The 15,958-nt window shown below is 64.3% G+C and carries 13 protein-coding genes and 1 tRNA gene; 3 read left to right on the top strand and 11 right to left on the bottom strand.

Annotation, left to right across the window (positions count from 1 at the left end; translation table 11 throughout):
- Positions 1-3,063, bottom strand: coding sequence for a formate dehydrogenase-N subunit alpha (gene fdnG, locus ACCQ08_RS16720; RefSeq protein ID WP_373450429.1), 3,063 nt, complete (start codon positions 3,061-3,063; stop codon positions 1-3).
- Between the two features lie 237 nt (positions 3,064-3,300).
- Here fdnG and ACCQ08_RS16725 point away from each other — a divergent pair, with 237 nt between their 5' ends.
- A complete protein-coding gene (locus tag ACCQ08_RS16725) occupies positions 3,301-3,876 on the top strand; it encodes a C40 family peptidase (RefSeq protein WP_239809343.1) in 576 nt (191 codons plus the stop codon).
- 61 nt (positions 3,877-3,937) lie between these two features.
- On the opposite strand, the gene ACCQ08_RS16730 is transcribed toward ACCQ08_RS16725, so the two are convergent.
- From ACCQ08_RS16730 to ACCQ08_RS16765, 8 genes are all read right to left on the bottom strand, one after another.
- On the bottom strand, positions 3,938-4,603 hold the full coding sequence (locus ACCQ08_RS16730) for a DUF1266 domain-containing protein (protein WP_239809342.1): 666 nt from the start codon (positions 4,601-4,603) through the stop codon (positions 3,938-3,940).
- Positions 4,600-5,757 carry a hypothetical protein gene (locus ACCQ08_RS16735; RefSeq protein ID WP_239809341.1) on the bottom strand — a complete coding sequence of 386 codons (1,158 nt, stop codon included), beginning with the start codon at positions 5,755-5,757 and terminating at the stop codon, positions 4,600-4,602. The genes ACCQ08_RS16730 and ACCQ08_RS16735 overlap by 4 nt, the downstream gene beginning before the upstream one ends.
- A gap of 8 nt (positions 5,758-5,765) precedes the next feature.
- The gene (locus ACCQ08_RS16740) at positions 5,766-8,066 is read right to left on the bottom strand and encodes a hypothetical protein (RefSeq protein WP_373450430.1); all 2,301 of its coding nucleotides are present in this window, start codon (positions 8,064-8,066) and stop codon (positions 5,766-5,768) included.
- Positions 8,067-8,232: 166 nt separating this feature from the next.
- Positions 8,233-9,561: a tRNA (N6-isopentenyl adenosine(37)-C2)-methylthiotransferase MiaB gene (miaB, locus tag ACCQ08_RS16745; protein ID WP_239809339.1), complete on the bottom strand. Its 1,329-nt coding sequence runs from the start codon at positions 9,559-9,561 to the stop codon at positions 8,233-8,235.
- 175 nt (positions 9,562-9,736) lie between these two features.
- Entirely contained in the window at positions 9,737-10,174 is a 438-nt protein-coding gene (locus ACCQ08_RS16750) for a hypothetical protein (RefSeq protein WP_373450431.1), read from the bottom strand.
- Between the two features lie 83 nt (positions 10,175-10,257).
- Positions 10,258-11,139 (bottom strand): DMT family transporter, encoded by an 882-nt coding sequence (locus tag ACCQ08_RS16755; RefSeq protein WP_373450432.1) that lies wholly within the window; start codon positions 11,137-11,139, stop codon positions 10,258-10,260.
- Between the two features lie 7 nt (positions 11,140-11,146).
- Positions 11,147-12,124, bottom strand: a complete 978-nt coding sequence (locus tag ACCQ08_RS16760; protein ID WP_373450433.1) for a GNAT family N-acetyltransferase — start codon at positions 12,122-12,124, stop codon at positions 11,147-11,149.
- Between the two features lie 96 nt (positions 12,125-12,220).
- On the bottom strand, positions 12,221-13,075 hold the full coding sequence (locus ACCQ08_RS16765; protein WP_313331997.1) for a class III extradiol ring-cleavage dioxygenase: 855 nt from the start codon (positions 13,073-13,075) through the stop codon (positions 12,221-12,223).
- 88 nt (positions 13,076-13,163) lie between these two features.
- Here ACCQ08_RS16765 and ACCQ08_RS16770 point away from each other — a divergent pair, with 88 nt between their 5' ends.
- Both ACCQ08_RS16770 and ACCQ08_RS16775 read left to right on the top strand, forming a co-directional pair.
- On the top strand, positions 13,164-14,057 hold the full coding sequence (locus ACCQ08_RS16770) for a LysR family transcriptional regulator (RefSeq protein ID WP_373450434.1): 894 nt from the start codon (positions 13,164-13,166) through the stop codon (positions 14,055-14,057).
- Positions 14,058-14,136: 79 nt separating this feature from the next.
- The gene (locus tag ACCQ08_RS16775; protein WP_373450435.1) at positions 14,137-14,892 is read left to right on the top strand and encodes an NYN domain-containing protein; all 756 of its coding nucleotides are present in this window, start codon (positions 14,137-14,139) and stop codon (positions 14,890-14,892) included.
- A 5-nt stretch (positions 14,893-14,897) separates the two neighbouring features.
- Here ACCQ08_RS16775 and alkB read toward each other — a convergent pair whose 3' ends face one another.
- Both alkB and ACCQ08_RS16785 read right to left on the bottom strand, forming a co-directional pair.
- Positions 14,898-15,578, bottom strand: a complete 681-nt coding sequence (alkB, locus tag ACCQ08_RS16780) for a DNA oxidative demethylase AlkB (protein WP_373450436.1) — start codon at positions 15,576-15,578, stop codon at positions 14,898-14,900.
- Positions 15,579-15,700: 122 nt separating this feature from the next.
- Positions 15,701-15,777: transfer RNA gene (locus ACCQ08_RS16785), tRNA-Met, on the bottom strand.
- Positions 15,778-15,958: the final 181 nt, after the last annotated feature.

Here is a 15,958-nt window from a genome sequence, read left to right on the forward strand (position 1 = left end):
TTAGATCTTCTCAACCTTCACGAGGAAGGTCTTGAACTCTGGCGTGTTGCTGTTGCCGTCACCCACAAACGGGGTGAGGGTGTTGGCGAGGAAGCCAGGCTTGGTCAGGCCCTTGAAGCCCCAGTGGATAGGAATACCCACGTGGTGCACCGTCTTGCCTTCGATCTGCATGGGCTTGATGCGCTTGGTCACCACCGCAGCGGCCTTGATGTAGCCACGCTTGGAGCTGACCTTCACCATCGCGCCCGTCGCAATGCCGATCTCCTTGGCCAGCGCCTCGCCGATCTCGACGAACTGCTCGGGCTGGATGATGGAGTTGAGCAACGCGTGCTTGGTCCAGTAGTGGAAATGCTCCGTCAAACGGTAGGTCGTGCCCACATGCGGGAATTCGTCCGCCTTGCCGAAGGTCTCCCAGATGGCCGGGAAGACGCGAGCCGCCGGGTTGCTGACGGCCTTGTCGTTCTTCGGGTACATCGGGTTGTAGCCCAGCGGGTTGTCGAATGCCTCGTAGTGCGTCGGGAACGGGCCTTCGTTCATGCCCTTGCGGGCAAAGAAGCGTGCCACCCCTTCCGGGTTCATGATGAACGGACCAGTGCCCGTCTCGGGCGCGATGGTCGGGCCGTAGTCCGGCACATCAGCGCCGCCCCAGGTCTTGCCGTTCCACTTGACCAAGGTGCGGTTCGGGTTGAACGGTTTGCCTTCCAGGTCCGCGGATGCGCGGTTGTACAGCACGCGGCGGTTGGCCGGCCAGGCCCAGGCCCAGTTCAGCGTATTGCCGATGCCGGTCGGGTCGCTGTTGTCGCGGCGGCCCATCTGGTTGCCCGCCTCGGTCCAGCTGCCTGTCCAGATCCAGCAGCCACTCATCGTGGAGCCATCGTCACGCAACTCGCCAAAGCCGGACAGCTGCTGGCCGGCAGGGCGCAGCACCTTGCCATCGGGCGCGGTCAGGTCGGTCAATGCCCGGCCGTTGTACTCCTTGGCGATTTCCTCGGACGAAGGGTGCGCAGGCTGTGCATAGGGCCACCACAGGTTCTGGATCGGGTCCGGAAACTTGCCGCCGTCCTTCTGGTAGGCCGCCTTCATGCGCAGGTGCAGGGCCGACATGATCGCAATGTCGGTCTTGGCTTCACCCGGCGGCTCGGAGGCCTTCCAGTGCCACTGCAGCACACGCGAAGAACTCACGACTGCGCCATCCTCTTCTGCGAAGCAGGTGGTGGGCAGGCGGAACACTTCGGTCTGCACCGATGCGGTGTCGATGTCGTTGTGCTCGCCGTAGTTCTTCCAGAACTCCGAGGTCTCGGTGGCCAGCGGGTCCATCACGACCAGGAACTTGAGCTTGGCCAGACCGTCGCGCACGCGGCTCTTGTTGGACAACGCCGCCAGGGGGTTGAAGCCCTGCGCGATGTAGCCGTTGACCTTGCCTTCGTTCATCAGCTCGAAAATCTGCAGCATGTCGTACTGCTTGTCGAGCTTGGGCAGGTAGTCATAGGCCCAGTTGTTGTCCTTGGTGGCCGCCGGTCCCCAGAAAGCCTTCATCAGGCTCACATGGAACTTGGGATAGTTTTGCCAGTAGCTCATCTGGTTGGCACGCAAAGGCTTTTGCGTGCGCGCGTCGATGTACTTCTGGTAGTCCTGCTCGCCCTGGTTGGCCAGGGTCAGGTAGCCCGGCAGTGCGTTGGACAGCAGGCCCAGGTCGGTCAGGCCCTGGATGTTGGAGTGTCCGCGCAACGCGTTCATGCCGCCACCGGCGACACCGATATTGCCCAGCAGCAGCTGCACCATGGCGCCGGTACGCAGGATCTGCGCGCCGATCGAGTGCTGGGTCCAGCCCAGTGCGTAGAGGATGGTTGCGGCGCGGCCAGCCTGTGCCGTCGATGCGAGCTTTTCGCAGACATGCAGGAACTTGGCCTGGGGCGTGCCGCAGACGCTCTCCACCTTTTCAGGCGTGTAGCTGGCGTAGTGGCGCTTGAGCCATTGGTAGACGCAACGCGGGTGCTGCAGGCTCGGGTCGGTCTTGACGTAACCGTCCTCGCCCAGCTCGTAGTCCCAGCTGGCCTTGTCGTAGGTGCGCTTTTCGGGGTTGTAGCCCGAGAAGATACCTTCGTCGAACGCAAAGTCTTCCCGCACGATGAACGTGAAATCGGTGTAGTTGCGCACGTACTCGTGGTGGATCTTGTCGTTCATCAGCAGGTAGTTGATCACACCGCCGAGGAAAACAATGTCCGAACCGGAGCGGATAGGGGCGTAGAAATCCGCCACCGAAGCCGAACGGTTGAAGCGCGGGTCGACCACCATGAAGTGAGCCTTGTTGTGCTCCTTCGCCTCGGTCACCCATTTGAAGCCGCAAGGGTGGGCTTCAGCGGCATTGCCGCCCATGATCAAAATAACGTCCGCGTTCTTGATGTCGACCCAATGGTTCGTCATCGCTCCACGGCCAAACGTCGGGGCAAGACCTGCCACCGTCGGGCCGTGTCAGACACGGGCTTGGTTATCGAACGCCAACATGCCCCAAGAGCGGGCCACTTTGTAGGTGATGTAACCGGCTTCGTTGCTGGAGGCCGAAGCGGCCAGCATGCCGGTCGAGGTCCAACGGTTCACCGTCAGGCCATCATCGGTCTTCTCGAGGAAGTTCGCATCGCGATCGTCCTTGAGCAGCTTGGTGATGCGGGTCAGGGCCTCATCCCAGGACAGGCGCTTCCACTCGTTGGAGCCGGGCGCGCGGTATTCGGGGTAAAGCAGGCGGTTGGGGCTGTGGACGATGTCCAGCAGCGATGCGCCCTTGGGGCACAAGGTGCCGCGGTTGACGGGATGGTCGGGGTCGCCTTCGACGTGGATCACAGAGAGCTTGGCGTTCTTGCCGCCATCGCCCAGCGAGTACATCAAAATGCCGCAGCCAACAGAGCAATACGTGCAGGTTTGCCGTGTCACTGTGCTGCCGACCAGCTTGTACTGGCGAACTCCGGCAAGTGCGGTGGCGGGCGAGAAGCCCATCACCGCCAGGCTGGAACCCGCCAGAGTCGAACCAGTCACTTTCATGAACTGGCGTCTGGAGAATTGCACCATGGGGTGTCCTTTCAACGAAGGATGCTTGTTTTCTATGCTTACGACACAAATTGTAGTCTTCTCCCTCTGAAAGCAGAATAGTTGGGCTTTCCGGGTATTCAGCGGGTTTGACAAATTGGTAAAAATGCGAGGACGATCCGTTGTGGCGAGAAATACCAATACAATTCACAAACTTGCATGGAATTGTGAATAATATGCTTCATGAATTTCTTGCCGCCTGAATCCAAGGGGGAGACCATGGACCACCACAACGGGGCGGCGCGCCGTCCCTTTTTGCTCTGGGCGCTGTCGGCATCGGCGCTGCTGGCGGGTTGCGGCTCGTCGCCATCGCGCACCGCGCGGCCAGCGGCGGGCCGGCGCTCCGCCACGGAGGTGGCCACCTCGCCGCGCGTTGACACCGGTGTAGTGCCCGTCAATCTGGGGCTGAGCGGCGAGTTGCGCGAGGCGCTGTATGCGCGGGTCATGCTCGTCGTCAACACGCCCTACACCTATGGCGGCAACACGCCTGAAGGCGGCTTTGACTGCAGCGGCCTGATCCAGTATGCGATCCAGGGCATCACCACGCGCCGCCTGCCGCGTACCACGGCCCAGTGGGCAGGGGTGAGCGCCGAGATCGACCGGCGTGATCTGCAGCGCGGCGATTTTGTGTTCTTCAACACCATGGGCGGGCGCTACTCGCACATGGGCATTTATGCCGGCAACAACCAGTTTGTCCATGCGCCGTCGAGCGGCGGCGTGGTCAAGACGGTGAGCCTGGACAATCCCTATTTCTCACGCCGCTTCACCGAGGCACGCACGATTTTTGACGCATGAGAATATTCATCGGCTGAATAAAACAAGAGGCAGCGCGCCCAAAACGGCGGCAAATTCGGGGTCAGCGCCAGGCATAGGCACCCCAGGGGTGCGAGGCATCCTGCAGCCAGTGCTGCAACTCCTCCGGGTCCAGGCTGCGGCCCAGTGCGTCCGAGCGGCCTTTGGCCACCCATTGTGCGCGGCCCTGGATATAGGCGCTGCCCAGCTCCTGCCAGTTGCCAAAGCAATCGCGGGCACGCGCGGCATTGAGCTGCAGCAGCTGCCACTGCTGCTCGGCGCTGAGCCAGCCGAGCATGGCTGCGGTGCGCACAAAAAAGGCAGTCCGGACGCAGGCAAAGGCCATCGCGGCACGCGCGTCATCCCCCGCCTGCAGCCGCTCCACATCCAGGCACCACCAGCGCGTGCGCATGCGCTCGGGCAATTGCGCGCGCACCTGCGCATCGTCCAGATCGGTGCGCAGGCCAAAGGCATGCAGGGCCATGGGCCGCAACGATGCTGCCAGGCCGGCGGTGGGCGAGGGCATCGCGCTGTCGGCAAAGCCATCCTTGAGCGCATGGAAGGCCATCGGGTGCGCCAGCGCCAACGCCCAGTTCTGTTCGGGCGTGAGCAGGTAATGCCCCAGCGGTCCTGACCGCGCCGGCGCCTGGCCGCCCCATTGCCGGCGAAAGGCGCGCACGCATTGCCATACCAGCCACAGGCCGATGGCAGCCACCAGGAGCTGGATCATCGCTGCGCCTCCGGCCGGGGGTGGGCCTGCATCCTGGGAGGCGCTTTGCCGGCCTGTTCCAACGTGTAGGCCAGCGCAGGCGGCAGGTGCTGGCCGGCCAGCAGGCTGCAGTCATGCGCTGCAGCCAGCCATTGCACCAGCGGGGAGGTGTGCTGCAGATGGGGCAGCAGCCTGGGCTGGCGCTGCCACAGCTGCAGTTGTTCGGCCTCGCTGTGCAGGTTCTCGACGGCGTGCCAGCCCGGCTGCGCGCCGCTGGTACGCAGCAGGCGCATGCCCAGCGCATCGTCGGGCGTGTCGTCGCTGGTGTTCAGCTGGTTCAGAAAGGCGATGACATCGGCGCGGTAGCGGTCCACCGGCGGGCGGTTCTGTTTGCCCTTGATCTGGTCGATGCGCAGGCGGCCATCGGCCTGCAGCCAGGCATTGATGGTGATGCGCGGCTGGGCCTGGCCGGTGCGGTAGCTGAAGATGCGCATGCGGCCTTGCTCGCAGCCTTCGGCATAGTGCTCGCCGTAGCCGCCCGTCAGCTGGTGGCGGTTGGCAAACTGGCCCAGGCAGTGGCGCATCATCTGGCTCTCGTAGGCCATCTCTTCGCGCAGCACGCCGCTGCTGGGCAGCAGTTCGACAAAGGCTCCCTGGCTGCCTTGCCACACCATCTGTACCGCATGGGGCTGGTGCTGGCGCCAGCCGGCCAGTTGCTGTGCCTCGAAAGCCTGGTGCTCCTGCGTCCAGCGTTCCAGCGCCTGCGGGCAGTTGATGCGGGCGAGCTTGCCTTCCAGCGAGGTGCCCTTGCGTGACTGCAAAAACTCCAGCAGCTGGCGCTCCAGCGCCAGCACGCTGTCGTGGTCGGGGTCGATCCACCACAGCGCGGCTGCCGCTGGCGCTGTCTCGGGACCGGTCTTGCGGGCCAGCAGCGCCAGTGCCCAGGCCGGCGCGCCGGCGGCATAGCGCTGTTGCAACGCTGCGGTGGTGGTGAGGGCCTGTACCGCATCGGCCGGTGCGTTGAGGTTACCGACCAGATAGCGGTAGAAATGGTTCTGCAGCCAGGCGGCAATGTCGGGCGCATCGCTGCGCGCGCGGCTGCGCGCGATGATGCGGGCCTTGAGCTCGGGCGCGTTGACCACATTGCGCGCCAGGTACACCGTGCTTGTACGCATGGAGGGGCTTACCAGAACTTCCACCAGGGCTTGCCGCCACCTGCAGCCGGTGCAGCGGTGATCAGCTGGGCGTTGAGCTGGTCGATCGTGGTCTGCAGCTTCTCGCGCTCGGCCGGGTCGTCGGCCCGCGCGCAGGCCAGCGCCTGCTGGTAGATCTGCATCGCTTGCTGGTCCGTGCCCGAGGTCTGCATCGCATCGCCTGCGCGGCGCAGCAGGTAGGCATTCTGGCGCTGCGCCAGCTCGGGCAGCAGCGCCTGCAGGCGTGGCAGCACCTCGGCGCCATGCGTGGCCGAGTAGTAGTCCAGCTGGTTCAGGAGACTGCGCAGATAGTCATAGCGCTCGCTGCGCTGCTCGTCCTCGTCGAGCTGGCTCCACCATTCGTCCAGGCGCTCCAGCCAGATGCTGTTTTCCACATTGCGGTCTTGCTTGTAGAGCGCATAGGCCACCTTGGGGAAATAGTCGCAGGGGCTGTGGCGGCTGTAGCCGTTGTCCTGGCTGTAGTGCCACAGCTGCTCGGCCGCCGGGATGAGCTGCGCGTAGTTGTCGCTGTCGATATGGGTGGATACGATGCCGTTGTAGTGCTCGGCAAACGGGCTGGTGGCAATGCCTTTGGCATGCAGCGCGAGCGCGCCGTCGTAGTTCTCGTCGTTGTAGCGGTACTTGATGGCCAGGTTGTTGCACAGCATCGAGTAGTCATGCAGGTTGCCGTCCTTGTAGCTGCCCTGTCCGGTGGCAAACCAGTGTTCGAAGCGGGCCTGTCCGGTCTCATAGTAGTGCTTGATCCAGCGCAGCAGCTCGTCGTAAGGCCAGTCGGCGGGCAGCTCTTCGCCCTCGCCGCCAATGGCTTGCATCAGCGCCTCGTCGTCATCGAGTTGCACGCCCATCGCGTAGCACCAGCTGCCGCCATCGCAGCGGATATAGGGCGACTGCAGCGCGCTGGCCAGGCCCGCCACGCGGGCGCGGCAGACAAACAGGCGGTAGGCGAGCTCGCCATTGGCGTACTGGGGGCGCTCGGACAGCGTCTCCAGCAGCGGCAAGGCCTGCGCATAGTCCTGCTGTTCAAACAGATGGTTGCCCTGCAGCAGGCGCCACATCGGGTGGTTCAGCGACTGCTGCTGTACCAGCGCGCTGTAGTGGGCAAAGGCCTGCTCGGCGTCCATGTCGGCAGGCAGGAACTCGGCCAGGTCCTCGTCCTGGGCGGCGGCCATCAGGGTCAGCGCCCAGTACGGCGCACCGCCCGGCTCACCCAGGTGGGCCAGTGCCTGGCGGCAGGCAGCTTCGCGCGATCCAGGGCGGCTGTGCAGGGTGCTTTCGAAACACACATGGGCGGCCTCGGGCAGGCGGGCGGCCTGCACCAGCCAATCGATCAGCCGGGCGCTGGTGCTGTCATCGCTGTCACGCACCAGCGCAAAGCGGCCTTCCTGGCCCTTGCTGATCGCGGCATCCAGCGCGCCTTGCTGGTGCAGGCTGGCGGCGGCCAGGCGTGCGAGCTGGGCCCGGGTATCGCGCCAGGCGGCGGGCGATGCGTTGCTGGGCAGGCTGGCCAGGGTCAGTTCGCTGTGCTGGGCCAGCGCGTCGGGCGCAAGCGCAATGATGTCCTCGCCCAGCAGCAGCCAGTCATCGGTGTCGATGTCCTGGCCCGCTTCTGCGCGCTGCAGCTTTTGCAGCGCATAGTGGCCCAGGTCGCGGGCCGCCGTGCTGTTGCCCTTGGCCGCTTCGATGCGGCCCAGGCGCGTGGCCAGCATGGCATCGTCCCAGGCGCGCAGCTGGGCGCGGTCGGCCTGCTGGCTTTTGTACTGGTGTTGTTTGCGGTAGATCTGCTCTTGCAGGTCCAGTGCCTGGGCCTGGTGGGCGTGGCGCGCCAGGTGGCGCCAGGCGCGGTCGGGATCGCCCAGTGCGCCGGCCTGGTCCACAGCCGCCATCGCCTGTGCGATCACGTCGCGGTACTGCTCGCGCGGCAGGCCGGGCACATCCTCGGCGGCATCGGCTTGCAGCATCGCCATCGTGACGGCGGCGTCGCGCTGGGCGTCGGCGGTCAGCTCCTGCAGCAGGCGGGCCTGGTGCTGCTGCACGGCGGCCAGGGCCTGGGCCGGCTGGCCCGCCATGCTCCACAGCCGGTAGACGCGGCGCAGCTGGTCCAGGTCCTCGGGCTCAAGCGCGCGCGATGCGAGCTGCTGGGCCGCTGCCGCCTGGCGGGCAGGCCATTCCTGCGTCTCGTCCTCGGTGTTGAACAAGGTATCCACATGGTCCAGAAAGGCATCAAGCGCTTCGCTGCGCAGTGCGGTGGACGGGTCGGACACGGGTGCCATGGTGATGATGCCTTTCTGGTTTTGGCGCATCCCTCATGCGCCCCTGCATGCTAACGGGCTCCAGCACGGGTGTGGCCTTTGCGGGCCACCAACGCTGGAAAGTGGGCTATTTTCACCGTGTTTCGTGTGGCTGACCAGCGCGGTGCCGGCAGGCCAGCGATGCGCCTCAATCGGTGATCAGCACTTCGCCGCGCAGCGTATAGGTCATCGTCTCGGTGATGCGCACATCGACCATCTGGCCGATCAGGCGCTCCTGGCCGGGGAAGTTGACCACGCGGTTGCACTCGGTGCGGCCCATCAGCTCGCCGTTGTCGCGCTTGGATTTGCCTTCCACCAGCAGGCGCTGCACGGTGCCCAGGCGCTCATCGCTGATGGTCTTGATATTGTGGTTGATGACGGCCTGGAGCTCCTGCAGGCGGCGCAGCTTGACCTCGTAAGGCGTGTCATCGGGCAGGTTGGCGGCAGGGGTGCCAGGGCGGGGGCTGAAGATGAAGCTGAAGGAGTTGTCAAAGCGCACATCGTCGATGAGCTTCATCATTTTCTGGAAATCTTCCTCCGTCTCGCCGGGGAAGCCGACGATGAAGTCGCTGCTCATCGCCAAATCGGGGCGGATGGCGCGCAGCTTGCGCACCGTGCTCTTGTACTCCATGGCGGTGTAGCCGCGCTTCATCGCCATCAGGATCTTGTCGCTGCCGTGCTGCACCGGCAGGTGCAGGTGCGAGACGAGCTGGGGGATCTTGGCATAGGCCTCGATCAGGCGCGGCGTGAACTCATTGGGGTGGCTGGTGGTGTAGCGGATGCGCTCGATGCCGGGGATCTCGGCCACGTATTCCAGCAGCAGCGCAAAGTCGGCAATTTCGGCCGTATCCCCCATCTTGCCCAGGTAGGCATTCACGTTCTGGCCCAGCAAGGTGATTTCCTTGACGCCTTGCGCAGCCAGGCCCGCGACCTCGACCAGCACGTCCTCGAACGGGCGGCTCACCTCTTCACCGCGGGTGTAGGGCACCACGCAGTAGCTGCAGTACTTGGAGCAGCCTTCCATGATGGACACAAAGGCCGACGCGCCTTCAACACGGGCGGGCGGCAGGTGGTCGAACTTCTCGATCTCGGGGAAGGAGATGTCGACCTGCGGCTTGGCCTTGGCCGCGCGGGCATTGAGCAGCTCGGGCAGGCGGTGCAGGGTCTGGGGGCCAAACACCACATCAACATAGGGCGCGCGCTTGATGATCTCGGCGCCTTCCTGGCTGGCCACGCAGCCGCCCACGCCAATCAGCACGCCTTTTTCCTTCAGGTGCTTGATGCGGCCCAGGTCGGAGAACACCTTCTCCTGCGCCTTCTCGCGCACCGAGCAGGTATTGAACAGGATCAGGTCGGCCTCGTCCATGTCCTGCGTGGGCTCATAGCCCTGGGCGGCGCCCAGCACATCCGCCATCTTGTCCGAGTCGTACTCGTTCATCTGGCAGCCGAAGGTTTTGATAAATACTTTTTTGGACATGGTGCAAATCTCGTGGGGACCCCCGGGGCTGCGGTTGCAGGCCTGAAGGAATACCGTCATACCGCAGAAAACCAGGCGCCAGATGGGCGCCCTGCTGCTCAGGGGGGTGGGTGCAAGGGCCGCCCCGCCAGGCTTTGACCGCAGCGGTCAGCCCATGCGGCGGCGCCAGGGCGCTTTATTTAAAGAGTCCGCTCCAGAAGCCGTTGTCGGCGCGGTCGCGTTTGAGGGCGGCTTCTTCGCTGTTCAAGATCCAGGCGGCATGCACGCGGCCGCTGGTTTTCTCGATCACATAGTTGACCGTCAGCTTTTCATTGAGCACGGTGCCGGGGCGTATGGTGGTGTTGCGAGGGTTGTAGAGCTTAAACGCGGGAGCGAGGCCCACCGACTGGCCATCAATGGTGGCCTCGGTCGGGCTGGTGACCACCAGGTAGCCGCGCAGCGCCTGGGGCGGGAAGGCGCGCACCGGGCCCTGGAACGGGGCAAAGGTGGCGGTCTGCGCCAGGCTGGGCAGGGCACTGATGCCGGCCAGTGCCAGCGCGAGTGCAGCGAGGCTGGCGCGCGTGGCGCGCCGCAGGCGGTGGTGTGTGGTGGGGAGTGTTGTGCAGCGGTTCATGGTGTATATCCAGGGGCTGGAGGCCGCATTCTACAAACAGCGGCGGTGCCACAGTCCGCCACTGGGGCAAGCGGGGGCGTGGGCTAGGCGGCAGGCGCCCGGGTGCTGACGACGAGGCCGGCCAGCACCAGCGCGATGGCTGCCAGCAGCGCCGGTGACGGCAGGCGCTGGTGCAAGACCAGCTCCAGCAGCGCGGCGGTCACGGGACCCAGGGCCTGGAAGGCAATCACCAGCGATGCCTCCAGGCGGCCCAGCGCCCACAGCAGGCAAAAATAGCCCAGCCCGCTCGACAGGCCGATGAACAGCATGTGGCCCCATTGCAGCCCCGAAAACACCGGCCACAGCGGCTGTCCCTGCCAGCTGCAGTACAGCGTCAGAAACAGCACTGCAGCGGCCATCGCCAGGCTGCTGGTGGGCAGCGCCGGGTAGCGCCGCATATAGGGGCCGTAGAGGATGCTGGTGGCCGCGCCGACCAGGGTGGCCGCCAGCAACGCGGCCATGCCGGAGCCGGCCCGCAGGTCCAGGCCGCCCGCTGCACCCGCGCCTCCCGTCAGCAGCACTGCGACGCCGCCCACCGCCAGTGCCAGGCCTGCCAGCCTGCGGGTGCTGAAGGCCTCGCGCCTTGACAGCGCTGCCAGGCACCAGGTGAACAAGGGCATCGTCGCAAACACCAGTGCGCAAGTGGAGGCGGGCAGCCGCGCCAGCGCATGGTTGAGCAGCAGGATCAGCACAGCAAACTGCGCCACGCCCAGCAACGCAATGGCCAGCGCATCGCCGGCGCGGTAGCGCGGCCAGGTGACGAACAGCGCCGGGCCGGCGAGAATGGCCAGCCCGATCGCATAGCGCAAGAATGCCAGGCTGGCTGGCGATGCGGCGGGCGATAGCACGCTGGTGGAGACCATGGCCGCGCCCACCAGCATGCCCGTGGTGGCGGCCGCCCACAGCGCGGGATGGCGGGCCTGCATCGCCCGCCTAGGCGCCGTGCAGGCGGCGGCTGAACTGCTGCTCCACCACGGTCGAGCCCCATTGCTGACCGGCTTCTTCATGCACCAGCACAAAACCCAGCGATTCGTAGAGCCTGCGCGCCGCGTCCAGCCCCTGGAAGGTCCACAGTTCGGTGCTGGCAAAGCCGCGCTGGTCGCAAAAGGCGAGCGCCTGCGTCAGCAGCTGGCGGCCTACGCCGCCGCCGCGGCAGCCGTCATCGAGAATGAACCAGCGCAGATGCGCCTGGTTGTTGCCGAGGTCCTGGCCGTCAATGGCGACCGAGCCGACGATGCGTTCGTTCTGCACGGCGGTCCAGATCTGGTTGCAGGGCTCGCCCAGGCGGCCGCTGAATTCGGCAAGGCCCGAGGCCACCTTGCTTTCGAAGAAAGCGCCAAAGCCCCAATGCCGGGCATAGAAAACCGCATGCATCTCCGCAATGCGGCCGATCGCACCGGCGCGGTAGCCGCTGTGGATCTGGATGCTGTAGGTGGCTGCGCTGGCGGAGCTGGCCTGGCCTGTCGCACTGCCCAGCCGGTGCGCTTGCAACGCCTGGGCATAGGCGGTCAAGCCCTGCGCCACCGCCTGCTGCAGCGAGGGGTTGAGCTGCGCCAGCGCGCTGCGCACCTGCATTTGCCCGTAGGCGTGTATGCCCGCTACTGTGCGTTGGCCTTGCGCTGACAGCTGCAATTGCTTGGCGCGTGCATCGTCAGTGCAGGGCTGCTCCTGCAGCTCGCCGTTGGCGATGAGCTTGGCCACCATGCGGCTGACGCTGGATTTGTCCAGCCCCAGGAAATCCGCCAATTGGGCGGCGGTGACAGTGCCATGCGCATCGATTTCCAGCAACGCATGGACCGCAGACGCCGAGTAGGGCGTGGCCGCCAAGGTGTTGGCCATAAAGCCCAGCTCCCGCACCATCGTGCGGGAGGCGCTGCGGATGTCGTTGACCAGGGGGGTGTCGGCTGTCATGCGGCTCTCCAGTAGTTGGTTGCAATATACATCCATATGGTTGTATGGTGCAACTTTTTTGGAGGGTGTGTCTACCGCACCCCGCATCTACAGCGCTCAGGCTGCATCCAGCCGGTAGCTGGACACGGCCAGCCCACCCATGAAGGCATCCTCATGGTAGATGCGCACGGCGCGGTCGGCCTCGGCGGCACCGACGGCCACCATCAGCGGCAGCAAATGCTCCTCGCGCGGGTGGGCAATGCGGGCCGCCGGGGCATCCTCCCAATCCAGCAGGCGCTGGCTGCGGCTGGCGCTGTCCACCTGCAGCATGGTCTCGGCCAGCCAGTCGTCAAAGGCCTTGGAGGGCACCCTGGCCTGCGGTCCAAAGGCGCGCAGGTTGTGGTACGACAGGCCGCTGCCGATGATCAGCACCTCCTCATCGCGCAAGGCAGCCAGCGCGCGGCCCAGAGCCAGGTGTTCAGCGGGGTCCAGGCCCCGCCGCAGCGACAGCTGCACCACCGGCACCTGGGCCTCGGGGTAGATCGCGGCCATCGGCGAGAACATGCCGTGGTCATAGCCGCGCTCGGCGTCCTGCTCCACGGCGATGCCGGCCTGGGCCAGCAGCCCCGCCACCCGCTCGGCCAATGCTGGCGATCCTGGTGAACGGTAATGGATCTGGTAGGTGTGGGCCGGAAAGCCGCCGTAGTCATAGATCATGCCGGGCTGGGGCGTGGACTGCACGGTGAAGCTATCGGCCTCCCAGTGGGCGGACACCATCAGGATGGCGCGCGGTGTGCGGCCGATCTGGCGCGGGATATCGGTTAGCGAGGCGGCCAGTTGCGCATAGTAGTCATGCATCTCGGGCATCCAGGGCCAGGGGCCGCCGCCGTGGGAGATGAAGTACACGGGCAGGCGGCTGCCGCTGGTGGTGATATTGGTGCTGGCGGGGGCGGTGTGGGTGGTCGTAGTCATATGGAAAACTCCTTGACTCCACTGTAGTAGCTGCCCAAAAGGAAACCAAGTAGCTAAAATGCAGTGGTTGATTTCCTGTTGAGAAACTATGGACCAGCTCATCAGCATGCAGGTGTTCCAGGCGGTCGTGGACAACGGCAGCTTTGCCCAGGCCGGCGAGCGGCTGGGCATTTCGGCGCCGATGGTGAGCAAGCATGTGGCGCAGCTGGAGCAGCGCCTCGGTGCGCGCCTGCTCAACCGCAGCAGCCGCCATGTCAGCCTGACCGAAGCGGGCCAGCGCTGGTATGCGCAAAGCCGCCTGGCTTTGGAGATGCTCGATGCCGCCGCCCAGGAGATCGGCCAGCACAACCAGGCCCCCAGCGGCCAGCTCAAGATCAGCGCGCCGGTCTGGTGCGCCACGCCGCAGATGGCGCGCATCCTGGCGCGCTACCGCGCCCGTTATCCGCAGGTGCTGGTCGACATCCACCTGGACAACCACAAGATCGACCTGGCCACCGCCGGCTACGACATGGCCTTGCGGGCCTCGTCGGACCCCGCGCCGCATCTGATTGCCCGCCCGCTGTGCCAGGTGCCCTTCTACCTTGTGGCCAGCCCCGCTTACCTGGCGCAGGCCGGCTCGCCCCAGCAGCCTGCCGACCTGGCCCAGCATGCTGCGGTGCTGCCCAGTTATGTGTCGCTCAGCCCCCTGCAGTTGACCCAGCCCGGTGGCCGCAGCGCGCCGCTGCATGTGCAGCCGGCCCTGCTGTCCGATGATTCCAACCTCAGCCTGCATGCGGTGCGCGCCGGCATGGGCCTGGGTTTCCTGCCCTCGTGGCTGGTGGAGGACGATCTGCGCAGCGGCCAGCTCCAGCGGGTGCTGCCGCAGTGGGATGCGCTGACCGTGACCCTGTATGCGATCTACACCAGCCGGCGCTACCTGGCGCCCAAGGTACGCAGCTTTATCGATTGCCTGTCGCAGGCGTTGGGTGGCGGGGAAATATAGATGTGGATTCTCAACGCTCCGTTAATTAAAGATAGGGAATCCAATCTAGCTTGCATAATCCTTGAAAAGGAGATTCCTGATGAGTGCTTATGGTAGTGATTCGAGGGTGGCGGTTCTGGTCGATTGTGACAATACCACTCCAGAAATATTAGAGTTCGCTTTAAGGGTGGTTCCTCAATTCGGTCGTGTAGTTCTTAGGCGCGGATATGGAAATCATGCAACTTTGGCAAACAGGTGGCAGGAGGCTTTAGTAAGGTTGGCATTTACACCTTGTCTGCAGTACCAGTACGCTCCAGGTAAAAATACATCAGATATCGCTCTGGCACTCGATGCTGTAGAGGCATTGTTTGACGCGCGGGCTGATACCTTTTGCTTGGTCACCAGCGATTCTGACTTTGCTTATCTCTGTCGTAAGTTGCGAGAGCGGGGCGCCACGGTTCATATTGTGGGAGAGGCAAAAAGTCCCGACGCCTTGCGTAATTCAAGTGATCAATTTTTCGAATGGGTTCCCCATACTCCTAAATCCTCGCCAGAGCAAGTGGCTTTAATTCAAAAATCGGATGGTCCGAAAAAGGATGATGCAAAGGCAGTCTCTAAACACAGACCGTTGTTTGTCATTGAAGCCGTCAAGTTGTTAGCAGCGGAAACCGTCGAGGGTAAAGTCCAGCTGGGCCCCCTCGGGACATATCTTCGAAGAACATACCCATCGTTTTCTCCGGAAACCTATGGACACACGGGATTGCTGGCGATGCTAAGTACTTACGATCGTCTGACTTTGGAACACGTTGCGAAAGGGCCTTGGCTCGTAAGTATTCGTGAAGCATCAGGAAAATGAAATTCTTAGCTTTTGCCAAGCTGTTGAGTACGTCTAAATGTCAAATTGATGCGTTGGTTTTGTACTAGTGGGTGTGCTATGGGATTGACCCCGTCGTGAATTGGCATCACCCCGTGGTAGCGCATGCGGTCCACGCCGCCCCAGACCACCACATCGCCATGCTGCAGCGGCAGCTTTTGCGTGGCATCGGCGCGCTGGTCGCCGCCCCACAGAAAGATGGCGGGCAAGCCCAGTGACACCGACACGATGGGGTGGCGGGCATCACCTTCGTCCTGGTGCAGGGTCAGGCGGGTGCCGACGGTGTAACGGTTGATCAGGCAGGCATTGGGCACAAAAGGGGGCAGGTCGGCAGCTTCTGCCGCCTGCGCAGCCAGTGCTGCAAAAGCCGGTGGCATCGGCGGCCAGGGTTGGCCGCTCAACGGATCGGTTGCGGTATAGCGGTAGCCGCGCTGGTCGCTGTACCAGCCGAAATCGCCGCAGTTGGTCATCGCCACCTGCATCTGGCGGCCGCCCGGCGTGCGCAAATGCCGAAACGGGGCCCGCTGCACGAGTTCCTGCACCTGGCGGAGCAGGTCACTCTCCCAGCGCAGTGCAAAGCCGCGCAGCACGCAGGCCTGGTGGCCAATGGCAATGCGCTCCCAAGGCATCTGGCCTTCGTCGGCAGGGGGGCTGAACAGGTCTTGCATGCCGCCTATTGTGCCCCGCTGACCTGTGCTGCAGAGTCGGACGGGACGCTGGCCTGGGGCTGGGCGCATCTGTGCACCCCTAAAAAAACCGCAGCGCCTGTGGCAGGCGCTGCGGTGGGATGTGGTGGTCGTAGTGGGACTTGAACCTACGACATCAGCATTATGAATGCTGCGCTCTAACCAACTGAGCTATACGACCGACGGGCTCCATTGTAGAGGCGGATGGGCGGCCTGCCGGGCACCTGCTGCGAGTTTTTCAGCCATCAAAGCAGATGCGGCAAAGAGAAAAGCCGCAGTGATTGTGCAATCACTGCGGCTTGTAACCTGGTGGTCGTAGTGGGACTTGAACCTACGACATCAGCATTATGAATGCTGCGCTC

Origin of the sequence: Comamonas sp. SY3 (genome assembly GCF_041730275.1) — a bacterium.
GTDB lineage: Bacteria > Pseudomonadota > Gammaproteobacteria > Burkholderiales > Burkholderiaceae_C > Comamonas > Comamonas sediminis.

Bases quoted from the DNA above. Each gene is read 5' to 3' on its own strand.
- ACCQ08_RS16725 (WP_239809343.1), top strand. From the start codon at position 3,301: ATGGACCACCACAACGGGGCGGCGCGCCGTCCCTTTTTGCTCTGGGCG.
- ACCQ08_RS16730 (WP_239809342.1), bottom strand. From the start codon at position 4,603: ATGATCCAGCTCCTGGTGGCTGCCATCGGCCTGTGGCTGGTATGGCAA.
- ACCQ08_RS16735 (WP_239809341.1), bottom strand. From the start codon at position 5,757: ATGCGTACAAGCACGGTGTACCTGGCGCGCAATGTGGTCAACGCGCCC.
- ACCQ08_RS16740 (WP_373450430.1), bottom strand. From the start codon at position 8,066: ATGGCACCCGTGTCCGACCCGTCCACCGCACTGCGCAGCGAAGCGCTT.
- miaB (WP_239809339.1), bottom strand. From the start codon at position 9,561: ATGTCCAAAAAAGTATTTATCAAAACCTTCGGCTGCCAGATGAACGAG.
- ACCQ08_RS16750 (WP_373450431.1), bottom strand. From the start codon at position 10,174: ATGAACCGCTGCACAACACTCCCCACCACACACCACCGCCTGCGGCGC.
- ACCQ08_RS16755 (WP_373450432.1), bottom strand. From the start codon at position 11,139: ATGCAGGCCCGCCATCCCGCGCTGTGGGCGGCCGCCACCACGGGCATG.
- ACCQ08_RS16760 (WP_373450433.1), bottom strand. From the start codon at position 12,124: ATGACAGCCGACACCCCCCTGGTCAACGACATCCGCAGCGCCTCCCGC.
- ACCQ08_RS16765 (WP_313331997.1), bottom strand. From the start codon at position 13,075: ATGACTACGACCACCCACACCGCCCCCGCCAGCACCAATATCACCACC.
- ACCQ08_RS16770 (WP_373450434.1), top strand. From the start codon at position 13,164: ATGGACCAGCTCATCAGCATGCAGGTGTTCCAGGCGGTCGTGGACAAC.
- ACCQ08_RS16775 (WP_373450435.1), top strand. From the start codon at position 14,137: ATGAGTGCTTATGGTAGTGATTCGAGGGTGGCGGTTCTGGTCGATTGT.
- alkB (WP_373450436.1), bottom strand. From the start codon at position 15,578: ATGCAAGACCTGTTCAGCCCCCCTGCCGACGAAGGCCAGATGCCTTGG.